Annotated in this window: 14 protein-coding genes; 8 read left to right on the top strand and 6 right to left on the bottom strand. The window is 74.7% G+C overall.

What is annotated here, in order from left to right; genetic code table 11:
• Positions 1 to 14: 14 nt before the first annotated feature.
• The 4 genes from ACIP37_RS05625 to ACIP37_RS05610 form a co-directional block, all read right to left on the bottom strand.
• The gene (locus tag ACIP37_RS05625) at positions 15 to 545 is read right to left on the bottom strand and encodes a flavin reductase family protein (RefSeq protein ID WP_079135392.1); all 531 of its coding nucleotides are present in this window, start codon (positions 543 to 545) and stop codon (positions 15 to 17) included.
• Positions 542 to 2,377 carry an asparagine synthase (glutamine-hydrolyzing) gene (asnB, locus tag ACIP37_RS05620; protein ID WP_363589403.1) on the bottom strand — a complete coding sequence of 612 codons (1,836 nt, stop codon included), beginning with the start codon at positions 2,375 to 2,377 and terminating at the stop codon, positions 542 to 544. Before asnB ends, ACIP37_RS05625 begins: the two co-directional genes overlap by 4 nt.
• A 1-nt stretch (position 2,378) precedes the next feature.
• Entirely contained in the window at positions 2,379 to 3,158 is a 780-nt protein-coding gene (locus tag ACIP37_RS05615) for a hypothetical protein (RefSeq protein ID WP_363589405.1), read from the bottom strand.
• Positions 3,159 to 3,413: 255 nt separating this feature from the next.
• Positions 3,414 to 4,355, bottom strand: coding sequence for a LuxR C-terminal-related transcriptional regulator (locus ACIP37_RS05610; RefSeq protein WP_400803022.1), 942 nt, complete (start codon positions 4,353 to 4,355; stop codon positions 3,414 to 3,416).
• Positions 4,356 to 5,097: 742 nt separating this feature from the next.
• Here ACIP37_RS05610 and ACIP37_RS05605 point away from each other — a divergent pair.
• From ACIP37_RS05605 to ACIP37_RS05575, 7 genes are all read left to right on the top strand, one after another.
• Complete coding sequence (locus ACIP37_RS05605; RefSeq protein ID WP_350880832.1) at positions 5,098 to 6,042, top strand: ABC transporter permease; 945 nt, start codon at positions 5,098 to 5,100, stop codon at positions 6,040 to 6,042.
• A gap of 1 nt (position 6,043) precedes the next feature.
• Positions 6,044 to 6,967, top strand: coding sequence for an ABC transporter permease (locus tag ACIP37_RS05600; RefSeq protein WP_400803026.1), 924 nt, complete (start codon positions 6,044 to 6,046; stop codon positions 6,965 to 6,967).
• Complete coding sequence (locus tag ACIP37_RS05595; protein ID WP_400803029.1) at positions 6,964 to 7,746, top strand: ABC transporter ATP-binding protein; 783 nt, start codon at positions 6,964 to 6,966, stop codon at positions 7,744 to 7,746. The genes ACIP37_RS05600 and ACIP37_RS05595 overlap by 4 nt, the downstream gene beginning before the upstream one ends.
• Positions 7,743 to 8,528: an ABC transporter ATP-binding protein gene (locus ACIP37_RS05590; RefSeq protein ID WP_400803031.1), complete on the top strand. Its 786-nt coding sequence runs from the start codon at positions 7,743 to 7,745 to the stop codon at positions 8,526 to 8,528. Before ACIP37_RS05595 ends, ACIP37_RS05590 begins: the two co-directional genes overlap by 4 nt.
• Before the next feature lie 84 nt (positions 8,529 to 8,612).
• The gene (locus tag ACIP37_RS05585) at positions 8,613 to 10,232 is read left to right on the top strand and encodes an ABC transporter substrate-binding protein (protein ID WP_400803034.1); all 1,620 of its coding nucleotides are present in this window, start codon (positions 8,613 to 8,615) and stop codon (positions 10,230 to 10,232) included.
• A 67-nt stretch (positions 10,233 to 10,299) separates the two neighbouring features.
• Positions 10,300 to 11,361 carry an LLM class F420-dependent oxidoreductase gene (locus ACIP37_RS05580; RefSeq protein ID WP_363581882.1) on the top strand — a complete coding sequence of 354 codons (1,062 nt, stop codon included), beginning with the start codon at positions 10,300 to 10,302 and terminating at the stop codon, positions 11,359 to 11,361.
• A gap of 64 nt (positions 11,362 to 11,425) precedes the next feature.
• The gene (locus ACIP37_RS05575; RefSeq protein WP_363624725.1) at positions 11,426 to 12,517 is read left to right on the top strand and encodes an LLM class flavin-dependent oxidoreductase; all 1,092 of its coding nucleotides are present in this window, start codon (positions 11,426 to 11,428) and stop codon (positions 12,515 to 12,517) included.
• A gap of 82 nt (positions 12,518 to 12,599) precedes the next feature.
• On the opposite strand, the gene ACIP37_RS05570 is transcribed toward ACIP37_RS05575, so the two are convergent.
• A complete protein-coding gene (locus ACIP37_RS05570) occupies positions 12,600 to 13,172 on the bottom strand; it encodes an RICIN domain-containing protein (protein WP_363581878.1) in 573 nt (190 codons plus the stop codon).
• 203 nt (positions 13,173 to 13,375) lie between these two features.
• Here ACIP37_RS05570 and ACIP37_RS05565 point away from each other — a divergent pair, with 203 nt between their 5' ends.
• Entirely contained in the window at positions 13,376 to 13,732 is a 357-nt protein-coding gene (locus ACIP37_RS05565) for a hypothetical protein (protein WP_400803039.1), read from the top strand.
• A 7-nt stretch (positions 13,733 to 13,739) separates the two neighbouring features.
• Here the strand turns inward: ACIP37_RS05565 and ACIP37_RS05560 are convergent, their stop codons facing one another.
• Positions 13,740 to 14,498: a helix-turn-helix domain-containing protein gene (locus tag ACIP37_RS05560; protein WP_400803042.1), complete on the bottom strand. Its 759-nt coding sequence runs from the start codon at positions 14,496 to 14,498 to the stop codon at positions 13,740 to 13,742.
• Positions 14,499 to 14,729: the final 231 nt, after the last annotated feature.

The raw sequence follows: 14,729 nt of genomic DNA, 5'->3' as shown, positions 1-14,729 counted from the left end.
AACTCCGTTTGATGTCAAGGGTTCAAGGGTTTCGGGTCGATCACGCGGTACCGGCCGTCGTGGTAGAGCAGCGGGTCGCCGTCGCCGCGGTCCGCGGCGGCGACCCGGCCGACCAGGATGGTGTGGTCGCCGCCGGGCAGGGTGCCGTGCAGCCGGCAGTCGAACCAGGCCAGGGCGTCGTCGACGAGCGGGGCACCGGTGACCGCCGTCCGCATCGGCACCGCGGTGAAGCCGCCGAGCGCGCGCCCGGCCCCGGGTGTGGCGAAGCGCCGGGCCACCGCCGACTGGCCGTCCGTCAGGACCGAGAGGCCGAACCGTCCGGCGGCGCGGGCCGCGGCCACGAGCGGGCTGTGGCGGCTGACCGCGACGGTGACCAGCAGCGGGTCGAGGGAGAGGGTGCTGAAGGAGGAGACCGTCTTGGCGAAGACCTCCTCGTCCGCGCGGGTGGTGACCACCGCGACCCCGGTGGTCCAGCCGCGGGAGGCGGCCCGGAAGGCCTCCTCGGTGGCCTTCGCCGTGGTCACGGCCGCCGCGGGGCCGCTCATCGCAGCCCCACCCGGTAGGCGCGCAGCCACTCGTCGACCTGGACCAGGTGGTCGAGGCCGCCGACCGGGTTCGGCGCGGTGCGCGGGCTGGGCAGCGGGCGGCCCTCGGCGAGCAGCCGGCGGACCGGCTCGCGGTCCACCAGCTCGAAGACCGGCGCGTTCGGGTCGGCCAGCAGCTCGTGCGCCCGGGCGGTGAGCACCTCGGTGTAGTGGACGGCCGGGGTGGACGGGTAGCCGCTCTTGGGCCGGTCGGTGACCTGCGGCGGGAGGAGGTCCCGGACGGCGTCGCGGAACAGGCCCTTGGCCCGCCCGTCCGGCGCCTTGAGCGCCCACGGGACGTTCCAGAGGTACTCCACCAGGCGGTGGTCGCAGAACGGCACCCGCACCTCCAGGCCGACCGACATCGACACCCGGTCCACCCGGTCCAGCAGCGGGGGGAGCCAGCGGGTGAGCGCGAGGTGGAAGACCTCGCGGATCCGCGCGTCGGCGGCCGACTCGCCGGGCAGGCGCGACACCTCGCCGAGCGAGCGGTGGTAGGCGGCGGCGGTGTACTCCTCGGGTCGCACCTCGGCCCGGACGTCCGGGCGCAGCAGGTCCGCCGGCGTGGCCTTGCCGTGCAGCCACGGGAAGGTGGGCGCGGCGACGGCCTGCGCGTCGTGGAAGTACGGGTAGCCGCCGAAGATCTCGTCCGCGGCCTCGCCGGAGAGCGCGACCGTGGAGCGCCGCCGCACCTCGCGGAAGAGCAGGTGCAGCGAGGCGTCCATCTCGCCCCAGCCGGGCCGGTCCCGGGCGCGCAGGACGGCGTCGCGGGCGTCCAGCAGGTCGTCGTCGGGCACCAGGACGGTGGTGTGCAGGGTGCCGATGTGCTCGGCGGCGGCCTGCACGTACGGGGCGTCGAGGGTGGTCCGCCAGGCGTCCGGGGTGCGGTCGGTGCTGCCGGGGAAGTCCACCGAGAAGCTGGCGATCTTCCCGTGGCCGGCCCGTTCGCGGGCGGCCGCGGCCAGCGCGGTGACGGCGCTGGAGTCGACGCCGCCGGAGAGCAGGGTGCACAGCGGCACGTCGCTGATCAGCTGCCGTTCGACGGCGTCGGCGAGCAGGTCCCGGACGGTGCCGCGGGTGGTCGCGGCGTCGTCCCGGTGCTCGGCCGACTCCAGCCGCCAGTAGCGGAGTTCGCGGGTGGCGCCGCGGCCGACGACCACCAGGTGGCCGGGCCGGACTTCGTGCAGCCCGCGGAACAGCCCGTGGCCGGCGCTCGGCGCGGCGGGCAGCGCGAACAGCTCGGCGATGCCCTCGGCGTCCAGTTCGGCGCGGAACAGCGGGTTCGCGAGCACCGCCTTGGGCTCGGAGCCGAACAGCACCCCGGTGGCGTGGGCGTGCCAGTACAGCGGCTTGATGCCGAGGTGGTCGCGGACCAGCAGCAGTTCCTCGCGCGCGGCGTCCCACAGGGCGTAGGCGAAGATGCCGTTGAACCTGGTCGGCGCGTCCTTGCCCCACTGGAGGTGGGCCCGCAGGACCACCTCGGTGTCCGAGCGGGTCCGGAAGACGTGCCCGAAGGCCTCCAGTTGCGCGCGCAGCTCGCGGTGGTTGTAGAGCTCCCCGTTGTAGCAGAGCACGGCGCCGGCGTCGGGCCCCGGGCGGTCGGCGAGCGGCTGGACCCCGCCGTCCAGGTCGATCACGGACAGCCGGCGGTGGCCGAACGCGGCGTGCCGGGAGAGCCAGACGCCGTCCGCGTCCGGGCCGCGGCAGGCCAGGGTGGCGGTCATCTCCCGGACCGTCCGCGCCTGGTGGCGCAGGTCGGTGTCCCAGTCGATCCAGCCGGTGACACCGCACATCTCAGGACTCCCCCGGTTCGTCGTTGGCGGCGGGCCCGGCCGCGGCGCTCGACTCCCAGCGGCAGCCGTGGCCGGTCGGGCCGTTGGTCAGGCGGTGCGCGGGCCGGTAGCCCTTGGCGCGGATGTTGGCGGACAGTGCCTCGGTGCAGTAGGTGCAGGGCGAGGCGAGGGTCAGCTGGACGCCCGAGCGGCGGGCCTTCTCGCGGTAGTCCCAGATCGCGCAGTGTGTGATGGTGAGCGCCGCGTGCTCGGCGCCGGGCGGCTCCTCGTCGTCGAACTCGTACTCCGAGCCGTACAGTTCGGCCTGCCGGGCGATCCGGTGGATCGGGTCGGCGGCGCCCCGGCCGTGGTCGGGTTCGACCTCGCGGTGCACCTCGGCATTGGACCGGGCCCAGTCCCCCAGCCCCTCCTCGCCGTAGCGGCGCACGAGGAAACGTTCCATCAGCGCCTGGTCGCGGAAGAACACCCGCTGCCACTCCGGGGCCGGGGCGTCCGGCGCGGGGAGGTCGGCGAAGAGCTCGGACTGCAGCACGAACCAGTCGGTCAGGTGCAGCCCGTTCCCACGCGACACCAGGTACCGCGTCAGGCCCGCCTCGGCCTCGTGCAGCCGCTGGCGCCAGAGCGCGGACCGCTCGGCGTCCGACATCGCGCGGTACGGGGACCTCGGCTGCTCCGCGCCGGGGCTCCGGTGACTCGCGGCGGCCAGCACCGCCGTGCGCGGGCCGGCGTCGGCACCCGCCGCACCGGCGGAACCGGTCGGGCCCCCGGTCCTGTCGGACACACCCCCCATCGGGCCATCTCCCTTCGGCTGGACGATCCTTCGGACCGTCTCGTGTGGTGGTCGTTTCCCGCCACGCTACGGAGCCGCCCAGGCGCCCCGGTAGCCCCGAACGGCGCCGCTCAGGGCGCCGATCGTCGCCTCGCGCATGCTCCGAAGGTCACCTGCGGGAGGCGGCCGGAACACGACGGAGGGCGGGCCCCGCGTGCTGCGGGGCCCGCCCTCCGGAGGGTGGCGACGAAGATGTACTGAGACGAACTACCCGGCGAGGCCGTGCCGGTGGGCGTAGAGCGCGGCGCGCAGCCGGTCGGGCTGCCCGATCTTGCGCATGGCCTGGGTGAGGTGCTTCTTCACGGTGGCCTCGGCCAGGGCGAGTTCACGCCCGATCTCGGCGTTGCTCAGCCCTAGCCCGAGCTGGACCAGCACCTCGCGCTCACGCTCCGTCAGCCCGGCGTGCTGCGGCGGCAGTTCGCCGACGTGCTGCGGGGGCACCGCCGTGTGGGTCCGGGCCGGCGGCGGCGCGGGTAGGAACACCGACCCGCCCGCCGCGGCGAGTTGGACGGCGCTGATGATCCGGTCCTCGGCCAGGTCGAGCGGGAAGCAGCCGCTGGCCCCGGCCAGCAGCATCCGGCTCGCCTCCGCGGTCGACTCGGCCCGGCGCAGCAGCAGCACCCGGGCGTCGGGCGCCGCGTCCGGGCCGCGCAGCGCCACCACGACGGCGAGGTCGGCCTCCAGGCTCGCACCGCGGCCGAGCAGGATGACGTCGGGGGCGACCCGGCGCACGGCGGCCACCGCGCGCAGCGGGTCGCCGGTGGACCCGACCACGGCCAGTCCGGGCACGGTCGTCAGCACGCTGCGCAGCCCGGCGCTGGCCACCGAGTGCCGCTCGACCAGGAACACCCGGGCATCGGCCGTGCGGTCGCGGTCCTCCTCCACGCACATCGGATGGCCGCACCCACAACCGGTGGCGGTCGGCCCCGCCGGGGGTGGCGGCGTCACCGTCTCCGCCAGCAGTTGGTGACCGGCGATCAGGTCGAGCGGGTTGTCGATCTCGGCCTGCGCCGGTGGTGCGCCGTGCACCGGCGGCGCGCCCGCGGCGGGGGCGTCCACCAGGGTGGCGCCGCCGCAGGCGCCGCGTCGGGCGGGAAGCCGGCGGCCGCGCGGGCCGGCCGGAACGGCGAGCTTGCTCACTGCGGCCATCGCGCACCCCCGGGGGCGGAGGCAGGGCGTCTGAGGTACGGCATGGCGATACGGTCCCCTTGCTGGTGGCGGGCCGGCCCGGTGGGCACGGGTGCTGCGGCGAGGATCCGTCGAGGACGCGCACGGGCGTCGGCTGCGGAATCCGGGACTGGGGAGGGGCGCCGACCGCAGCGACTGGGAACGGGGCGGTCAGCGCGCAGCGCGCGGGCGACAGAGCTCGTCGAAACACCGTCGGTGCCACGAGCCGCCGATCCCGACCAGGGTGATGTCGGTCCGCCGAATAGCCATGCGGGGAACCCTAGGTCCGGTTCCTTGTGCAGGTCAAGGACGGAACCGGGGCTCAGCGCCCTGGGCAGTGGCGGTCCTGACACTCCGGATGCTGTGACCAGGAGTAACAGCATCAAGTGCTGACTGGCTGTCCGGGCCACCGGTCCGCAACGCTCCTTCAAGCGGCCGCAGCGGCCGGAGCGGCACCGACGTCCCACGTCCCACGGACCGCCCGACCCGTGCTCCGGCACCCGATCCCGCCCGGACGCGGCATCCGCCCCCGGCGAACGGCCCGTCCCACGGCCCCGGTCCGGCGCTCCAGCCCCCCGGACGCCGCCGGTGACTGCCGGTTACCGCTGGTGACCGTCCCGACCCGCTCCCGACCCGCCCCTCCCGGAAGGACCACCAGCCCCATGCCCGCCCCGCCCAACCGGCCCGCCGCCGGCCAGTCCGGCGCCACGCCACGGAGGGCCGGGTGACCCGCTTCCTGCTGCGCCGCCTCCTGCTGGCCGTACCGACCCTGCTCGGCGTCACCGCCGTCGTCTTCGCGACCGTCACGCTCGTCCCCGGCGATCCGGTGGCCCTCTTCCTCGGGCCGGGCGCACCACCCGAGGCCCGCCGCGAGCTCTCCGAACGGCTCGGCCTGGACCAGCCGTTGCCCGTCCGCTACGCCTCCTGGCTCTGGCACGCGCTGACCGGCGACCTCGGCACCTCCGTCTCCGGTCAGCGCCCGGTCGCCGACCTGCTGCTCCCGGCGCTCGGCCAGACGCTGACCCTGACCGCGGCCGCCTTCCTGCTGGTGCTGGTCGGCGGGGTGGCGCTCGGCGCCGTCGGCGCGCTGCGCCCGCGCGGCCCCGGCGGGCGGATCTCCGGCGCGCTGTCCGCCCTCGCGGTCTCCGCCCCGCAGTACTCGGTGGCCCTGCTGCTGATCGCCGTCTTCGCCGTGGGCCTGCGCTGGCTGCCGGCCGGGGGCACGCACGACGTGTTCGGCTCCGGCGGCCTGCCCGACCTGGCCCGCCACCTGGTCCTGCCGGCCGTGGCCGCCGCGCTCGTCCCGCTCGGGCTCACCGCCCGGGTGTTCCGGGCCGCGCTGGGGGGCGTGCTGGCCGGCGAGCTGGCCGACTCGCTGCGCGCCCGCGGCCTGCGCCCGGCCACCGTGCTGCGGCACTGCGTGCACAACGCCTCGCCGGCACTGCTGACCATCGGCGGCCTGCAACTCGCCTACCTCCTGGAAGGGGTGATCTTCGTGGAGACCCTGTTCGCCTGGCCCGGCGTCGGCCGGCTGCTGTACGACGCGCTCACCTCCCGCGACCTGCCCCTCGTGCAGGGCGGGGTGCTGGTGGTGGCGGTCGCGTTCGTCGGCGTCAACATCCTCGTGGACGCGGCGCACGCGGCGATCGACCCGCGAGTAAGGAACTGATGTGACGTCACGTGTCCTCGCCCGAGCGAACCTCGGCCTGACCGTCCCCGCGGCCCTGGCCGCGCTGCTGGTCCTGCTCGCGCTCGCCGCGCCGCTGGTCGCCCCGTACGACCCGGCCGCCGGGCGGCTGGCGGACCGGCTGCTCGACCCGGGCAGCCCCGGCCACCCGCTCGGCACCGACGGCCAGGGCCGCGACCTGCTCAGCCGGCTGATCTGGGCCGGGCGCGCCTCGCTCACCGGCGGGCTCGTCCCCGTCGCGGTGGCCGCCGTCGTCGGCACCCTGCTCGGCGTCGTGGCCGGGCTCGGCGGCCGGATCACCGAACAGGCCCTGCTGCGCCTGCTGGACGTGCTCTACGCCTTCCCCGGGGTGCTGCTGGCGATCGCCATCGCCTCGCTGCTCACACCCGGCCTGGGCGCGACCGTGCTCGCGCTGTCGGTGGTGCTCACCCCCGCGGTGGCGCGGGTCGCGTTCACCGAGACCCGGCGCGTCCGGGCCGCCGAGTACCTGGTGGCCGCCCGGGTCAGCGGCGCCGGCTGGGGGTCGCTGGTCCTGCGCCAGGTCGCCCCGGTGGTGGCGCCGGTGGTCCTGGTGTACGCGTCCTCGCTGGTCGGGCTGGCCATCATGTACGCCGCCGGGCTGTCCTTCCTCGGGCTCGGGGTCGCCCCGCCCACCGCCGAGTGGGGCGCGATGCTGGAGGAGCTGCGGCCCTCGCTGCTCACCCACCCCTGGGTGGCGGTCCTGCCGGCCCTGGTCATCCTCGCCGTCTCGGTCGTCTTCAACACCCTCGGCGAGACGCTGCGCACCCGCGTCGGCGACACCGCCGCCCTGCTGGCGCACGCCGCCCCCGCCGCCGCGAGCCGGTCCGCCGACCGCTCGGCCGACCGCTCGGCCCGGCCGCGAGCCGCGAAGCGGGTGGGCGCATGAGCGCGCTGCTGGAGATCGACGGCCTGACCGTCGAGTACCCCGGCGGGGTCCGGGCCGTCGACGACGTCTCCCTCGCCCTGCCCGCCGGCCGCTCCCTGGTGCTGCTCGGCGAATCCGGCAGCGGCAAGACCACCGTCGCCCGCACCGTACTCGGGCTGCCGGGGCACGGCGCCGCCGTCACCGGAGGCGTCCGGCTCGCCGGGACCGACCTGCGGGCGCTCGGCGACCGCGAACTGGCCGACGTCCGCGGCCGGCGCATCGGCTACGTGCCGCAGGACCCGACCGCCTCGCTCGACCCGCTGCGCCGGATCGGCCCGCAGCTCGCCGAGGTGCTGCGGCGGCACGGGATCGCCGCCGACCGCCGGGCCGCCCGCGCGGCCGTCCCGAAGCTGCTCGCCACCGCCGGCATCCCGGACCCGGAACGCGTCGCCCTGGCCTACCCGCACGAACTCTCCGGCGGCCTGCGCCAGCGCGCCGCCATCGCCGTCGCGATCTGCTGCGGCCCGGAACTGCTGATCGCCGACGAGCCGACCACCGCGCTCGACGCGCTGATCCGCGGGCGGATCCTCGACCTGTTCACCACCCTGCGCGCCGACTGCGGCATCGCCCTGCTGCTGGTCACCCACGACCTCGCGGCGGCCCGCCGGATCGGCGGCACCGTGGCGGTCATGCGGGCCGGCCGGATCGTCGAGCTCGGGCCCGCCGAACGGGTGCTGGGCGACCCGGAACACGCCTTCACCGCCGCCCTGGTGGCCGCCGAACCGGGAGCCCGCCGATGAACACCGTCGACCACACCCCGCACGACGGGCCCCCGGCCCTGCTCGTCGTCGACGCCGTCACCAAGCGCTACGGCGACCGGACCGCCCTGGACGGCGTCAGCCTCACCGTCGCGCCGGGCGAGACCGTCGGACTGGTCGGCGAGTCCGGCTCGGGGAAGTCCACCCTGGCCCGGCTCGCCCTCGGGGTGCTGGCCCCTGACGCCGGCAGCGTCCGGTTCGCCGGCCGCGATCCGTACCGGCTGCGCGGCCGCGCCGACCGGGCGCTGCGGGGCCGGCTCCAGTTCGTCCCGCAGGACCCGCGCGGATCGCTCAACCCCAGCCTGCGCGCCGGGGAGGCGGTCGCCTTCGCGCTGCGCCTGCACGGCACGCCGCGCGCCGAACGCGCCGCCGCCGTCGCCCGGCTCTTCACCCAGGTCGGCCTGGAGCCCGCGCTCGCCGACCGCTACCCCCGGGAGCTGTCCGGCGGGCAGCTCCAACGGGTGGCCGTCGCCCGGGCCCTGGCCACCGGGCCGGACCTGGTCGTCTGCGACGAACCGACCTCCGCCCTCGACCGCAGCGTGCAGGCCCGCCTGCTCGACCTGCTGACCGACCTCCAGGAACGCACCGGCCTGGCCTACCTGTTCATCTCCCACGACCTCGCCGTCGTCCGGCACCTCGCCCACCGGGTGCTGGTGCTGCGGCACGGCCGGGTGGTCGAGGAGGGCCCCGCCGGCCTGCTCTGGGACTCCCCCGCGCACCCGTACACCCGGGCGCTGCTGGAGGCCGCCACCGGCGTCGCGTGACCCGCCGCCGAAGCTCCGTACCGACACGCCGACACACCCCCGCACCACCGAACCTCCGCACCACCGAACCGACGAGGACTCACCATGACGCGCACCAGCCGTATCCGCTCCAGAGCCGTCGCCCTGCCGGCCGCCGCCGTTCTGCTCGCGGCGGCGGCCGGCTGCGCCGGCTCCGACGGCGGCGGCTCCGCGGGGGCGGGCGGCGGTGACGGCCGCGGCGGCACCCTGGTCATCGGCGCCACCGGCAGACTCCCCAACCCCGACACCGTGATCGGCGGCGCCGGCTTCGAGGGCAAGCGGCTGGTCTCCTTCCAGCTCTACGAGGGCCTCACCCGGTACGAACTGCTCAAGGACACCGACAAGCCGCCGGCCGTCACCGGCGCCCTGGCCACCGACTGGCAGGTCGCCGCCGACGCCAGGACGTGGACCTTCACCCTCCGCAAGGGCGTCACCTTCCAGGACGGCACCCCGTTCGACGCCGACGCCGTGCTCTTCAACCTGGCCCGCTACCTCGACAAGAAGAGCCCCGAGTACACCGACGCCCTCGGCGCCGCCGCCGCCGAGTACGCGGGCGACATCGTCTCGTACCGCAAGACCGACGCCGACCACGTCGAGCTGGTCACCAAGGACCCCAACGGCCACTTCCCCGAGGACCTCGCGCACGTCCTGATCGCGAGCCCCACCGCCGTCCGCAAGTCCGGCTCGGCCGACTTCGCCCAGCACCCGGTCGGCACCGGCCCCTTCTCGTTCGTCTCGCAGACCGAGGGCCAGCAGATCGAGCTGGCCGCCAACAAGAGCTACTGGCGCGGCGCCCCCAAGCTCGACCGGCTCGTGATCAAGGCGCTGCCGGACGCCGCGGCCCGCACCGCCGCCCTGCGCTCCGGCGGCGTGAACTGGATCGAGTACCCGAACCCGGACGACATCGACAGCCTCAAGGCCGACGGCGTCCAGATCGCCACGAACAGCTACGACCACCTCTGGTACTGGATCCTGGACACCTCGAAGGCACCCTGGGACAACCCGCTGGTCCGCAGGGCCGCCAACTTCGCGATCGACCGCAAGGCCATCGCCGAGAAGCTGCTGCACGGCACCGCCGACCCCGCCTACCAGACCGCACCGCGCGCCACCGCCGCCTACGACCCCGCCGGCGACGTCTACTCCTACGACCCCGCCAAGGCCCGGCAGTTGCTCGCCGAGGCCGGCGTCCCGAACGGCTTCAGCACCTCCGTCACCGTGCCCACCGGCGGCAGCGGCAACCTGCTGCCGGTGCCGATCGCCGAGGCCCTCCAGCGGGATCTCGCCGCCGTCGGCATCAAGGTCGAGCTGCGCACCACCGACTGGACCACGCTGATCGGCGCCGAGGCCAAGGGCCAGGTGGCGCTCGGCTCGGACGCCGTCGCCCAGTCCACCACGCTGTTCCAGTCCGAGGCGCTGCTCCCGCTGTTCATCGGCTCCAAGAGCCCGTTCTGGACCGGCCACTACACCAACCCGCAGGTCGACGAGCTGCTCGCCTCCTCGGCCGCCAATGCCGACCAGACCGCCCGGCAGGCCGGGTACCGCAAGGCGCTCGCCCTGGTCACCCAGGACGCGCCCTGGCTGTTCGTGGTCAACGACCGCAATCCGCGGGCCCTTTCGCCGAAGGTCCAGGGGCTCGTGCAGCCGCAGTCCTGGTTCCTCGACCTGACCACCGTATGGGTCCGCTGACCCGCGGACACCGCCTCTCCCCCGGCTCCGAAGAGCACCGCGCACCACAGGAAGGACGGCCATCCCGATGACCGACCCGCACCGACCGCACCACCACAGCGGGACCGTCCCGCCCGGCTCCGCGCACGGCCCCGTGCCCGCCGCACCGCCCAAGTGGGGCATCACCCTCCCGCTGCCCGGCCTGACCATCGACCGGCACCGGTTCCTGGTCGAGCGGCTGCCCGACCTCGGCTACACCGACGTGTGGAGCGCCGAGGGCGGCGGCACCGACGCCTTCACCCCGCTGGCCGCCACGGCGGCCTGGTCCCCCTCGCTGCGGATCGGCACCGGCATCGTCCCGGTGCACACCCGCGGCCCGGCCGTGCTCGCCCAGACCGCCGCGACGCTCGCCCAACTCGCGCCGGGCCGACTGCTGCTGGGCATCGGCGCCTCGGTGCCCGCCCACGTCACCGACATCAACGGCATCCCGTTCGACGAGCCGTTCAAGCGGACCAGGGACGTCCTGCGCTTCGTCACCCGGGCGCTGCGCGGCGAGTACGTCACCGGCGGGTTCGACACCTTCGACATCACCGGCTACCGGCTGCCGCACCCGCCGACCGAGCCGGTCAAGGTCATCCTGGGCGCGCTGCGGCCCAACATGCTCCGGCTCGGCTTCAACGAGGGCGACGGCGCCATCACCAACCTGCTGTTCCCGCACGACGTGCCGAAGATCCTGGACGCCGTCGGCCCGCAGCCGCCCGGGAAGGAACTGGTCGTCAAGGTCTTCGTCTGCCCCACCGAGGACACCGACTACGCCCACCGCGCCAGCCGGCCGTTCCTCGCCTGGATCCTCAACCGCGAGCCGTACCGCAAGTTCCACGAGTGGCTGGGCCACGGCGAACTCCTCGCCGAGACCCACCGCCTCTGGGCGGCCGGCGACCCGGAGGGCGCCCAGAAGGCGCTGCCCGACGAGGTCGTCGACGGGCTGTTCATCAGCGGCTCGCCGGAGGAGTGCCGGGAGCGCATCCTCGCCTACCACCGCCCCGGCGTCACCACCATCCAGCTGTACGTGTCGCTGCCGCCCGAGGTGTTCGTCAGCCGCGCCAAGCTGCTCGACACCCTGGCCCGGCTCGGGCCGGCCGCCCTCTGACCGTCGCGCCCCACCCGTCCCCATCCCCTGCCACCCTCACGACGCTCACGACCGGAGGAGAGCCGTGCCACTCGAAATCCGCGGCGGGGTCCGCGCCGCACCCGTTCCCGGCCACACCGCGCAGGAACGCCAGGCCCTGCGCTGGGCCCCCGACGGCCGCGACCGCACCGCCGACCCCGCGTACGTCGCCCGCACCGCGCGGGAGAACGAGGAGGACGGGCTGGACAGCGCCCTGGTGGTGCAGTCCAGTTCGTGGCCCGACCCGTGGCTGGTGGCCTCCTGGGCCCTGGCCGCCACCACACGGCTCCGCATCGCGGTCGCCCACCGGGTCGGCACCACCGCGCCGACCGTCGCCGCCCGCTCCCTCGCGACCCTGGACCGCCTCTCCGGCGGGCGGGCGGCGGCCCACGTCATCATCGGCTCCAGCGACCACGACACGGCCCGCGACGGCGACCTCCTGGACAAGCAGGAGCGCTACCGCAGGGCCGACGAGTACCTCGACCTGTTCACCCGCTACCTCGCCGCCGACCAGGACATCGACCACAAGGGCGAGTTCTACACCGTGTCCGCCGCCCGGCCCGGCCTGCACCCCAGACCCGGCGGCGAGCTGCTCTCCTTCGGCGGCTCGTCACCGCAGGGCCTCGACCTGGCGGCCCGCTACGCGGAGGTCTACGCCGTCAGCCCGCTGCCGCTGCCGGACACCCGTCGGCGGATAGCCCAGGTCCGCACCGCCGCCGCCGCGCACGGCCGGACCCTGCGGATCTGGCGGCACGTCACCGTCGTCCTCGCCGACACCGACGAGGCGGCCCGCGACCGCGTCCGCCGGCTGCGCCGCGACGCCCTCCGCCTCACCTCCGGCGGCGGCGGACCCTGGACGGAAGCCGTCCAGCTCGACCGCGACCGCGAGCGCGGCCGCTCCGACCCCTCCCGGGGCGACGAGCAGGTCGCCGCCTACATCCGCCGCTCGCTCACCGCCGCCTACGCCGGCTCCCCCGCCACCGTCGCCGCCCGCATCGGCCTGCTCCGCTCGGCCGGCGTGGACATCGTCCAGCTCGACCTCCCCGTCGAGACCGACCAGGACCGCGAGCTGCGGCGCAGCCTCGTCCGCCACCTCCGCACCGGCCTGGGCACCCCCGCCGACCGCCGCGTCTGGTGACCGGCGCCCCCCGTTCGGCCGGGGCCGAGGCGATCACCGCCTCGACCCCGGCCACGCCGGTCCCCGGACAGGGCCCAGATGTCTAGATGTTGGGGTTGATCGGACGGTCGCTGTCGGAGTGGTGCCAGTCGAACTCCTGGGTCTGCCCCATGCTCGCGTTCCGCCCCAGCGTCCAGAGTCCGTAGGAGTTCCGCGGGCCCTGGTTGCCGACGTAGGTCAGGCAGGCACCGACGGCGTTGCACACGCCGCGGTCGGTGCCGAACGTCCAACGCTGCTTCGGGTCGCCCCCGTTGCACCCCACCGCCGTGGCGCCCGGGCTGTCGGACGGGCCGCTCGGGACGTGGCCCGACAGACAGCGGCCGTCGTTGGTGCTGTGGATGAGGCCGTCCTCCGAGACGAACCAGAACTGGTTCCAGGAGCCGTCGCACGGGCGCAGGACGACCGGCCGGCCGTCGCCGTTGGTCTGCCGGTACTCGTCCATGCAGTAGTAGGTGCCGTTGGGGCCGCCGCTGGCCGGGCGGGCGAGCGCGGCGAGGTAACCGTAGGCGTAGGGCTGCGGATTGGCGGGGTCGGCCTGCGCGGCGGCGACGGGCAACGAGACGCTCAGGCCGATCGCGAGTGCCAGGGCTGAGACGATCTTTCGGGCGGACTTCATGAGGTCCGACACCTCCCTCTCTGACGTCGTGTCACTGCGGAATGCGGCCATCCTGGCAGCGGAGTTGAGGGCCTGGGCAGCTTTCCGAACGATCCCGAACAAACGGGAGTGTATGGATTTCGCCATTTGATTCACCTCAGTTGACAGGAACCCCCGGCGCGAAGAGGCTGTTCACGCAGGCCCGGCGGGGGGAGGACAGAGCGTTGACCTGGTCACCTATGCGCACCACGGCGGCCCCGTGCTCCTGCCGGGCCGCCGAGGTCAACTCCGCTGCGACGCTAGCCCGTTCGCACTCCTTGGACGCGCTCGCCGAGTCCCTCACCCTGCTCAGGCAGGAGGCCGGCAGCCCCTCCTACTCGACCATCGTCCGGCGGATCAGCTCCGTCCGGGCAGCCCGCGGCGTCCCGGCCGGGGAACGCACACCCGGGCGGATCACCGTCTACGACTGCTTCCGCAGCGGACGCCAACGCCTGGACGTCGAACTGCTCTCCGACATCGTCCAGGCCCTCGGCGCGGACCCGGACCCCTGGCGCCGCGCCTACCGCGCCGCCTCCCGGTGACCGCCGGCTATCCGCGGTCCGGACGCGGAGCGGCCGGTCCCGACGGGGTCGCCTCGGGCTTCGCGTGGAGGATCTCGCGGGCCTGCTCCGCCGCGCGGACGATGCTCTCGGAGACGAAGTCGACGAAACGAGCGATGTTCTCCAGGCGGGTGGCGGCCGGGGTCTGCGGGCCGAGGACGCCGACGCCCTGCCGCGCGACCTCGACGAGGTGGGCGGTGGCGCGGGCACTGGCCATCATCGACTGGTACCAGACGTCGTCGTCGACGACGTAGCGCTCGCGGCGGCGCTCGTCGCGCTCCCGGCGGACGAGGCCCTGACCGTCGAGGAACGCGATCGCCTTGGAGATCGACGGCGGGCTGACCTGGAGGTGCCGGGCGAGTTCGGACGCGGTGAGGCTGCCGCTGTCGGTGAGGGTGAGGCAGGCCAGCACCCGGGCCGTCATCTTGGGCATGCCGGAGGCCATCAGGACGGTGGTGTACGTCTCCTGGTACTCGCGCACGGCCTCGGCATCGCGCCCGTGGGCCTGCGGGGGCGCCTCCGGCCCCCGGGGCGCGGCCGGCCTGCGCCGCTGGGCGCGGCGGCGTTCGGTCGCCCGGTGGGCCAGGTCGGCACGGTAGGCAGTGGGGCCGCCGTTGCGCATCACCTCGCGCGTGACCGTCGAGGTGGGGCGGTCGAGACGCCTGGCGATCTCCGCGTAGGCGAGGCCGTCGGCCATCCCCAGCGCGATCTGCTGGCGTTCCTGCTGAGTGAGCCTGCCTCCCGGCACCGCGATTCTCCCTTCACGCTTCCCCGAATGCCCTCACCATAGCGTTCACTCCCATTCCAGTGCAACGAACACGGTGGCTGACGTTGCGTTAAATTCAAGGCCACTGCAACGATAATCGCGTCTTCACCTGCACCAATGCTGATTACGAGCAACGAACTGGTTGCCGCCATCCGTGAAGGCAACGTAGCGTTTCCATCATCAGAAACAACGAACCGCAGCAGAGCGGCCCTC

This window comes from Kitasatospora sp. NPDC088861, assembly GCF_044750105.1.
In the GTDB taxonomy this organism is placed as follows: domain Bacteria; phylum Actinomycetota; class Actinomycetes; order Streptomycetales; family Streptomycetaceae; genus Kitasatospora.
The sequence above is the reverse complement of the archived record's forward strand: the minus strand, read 5'-3'. Positions and strand labels throughout refer to the sequence as shown.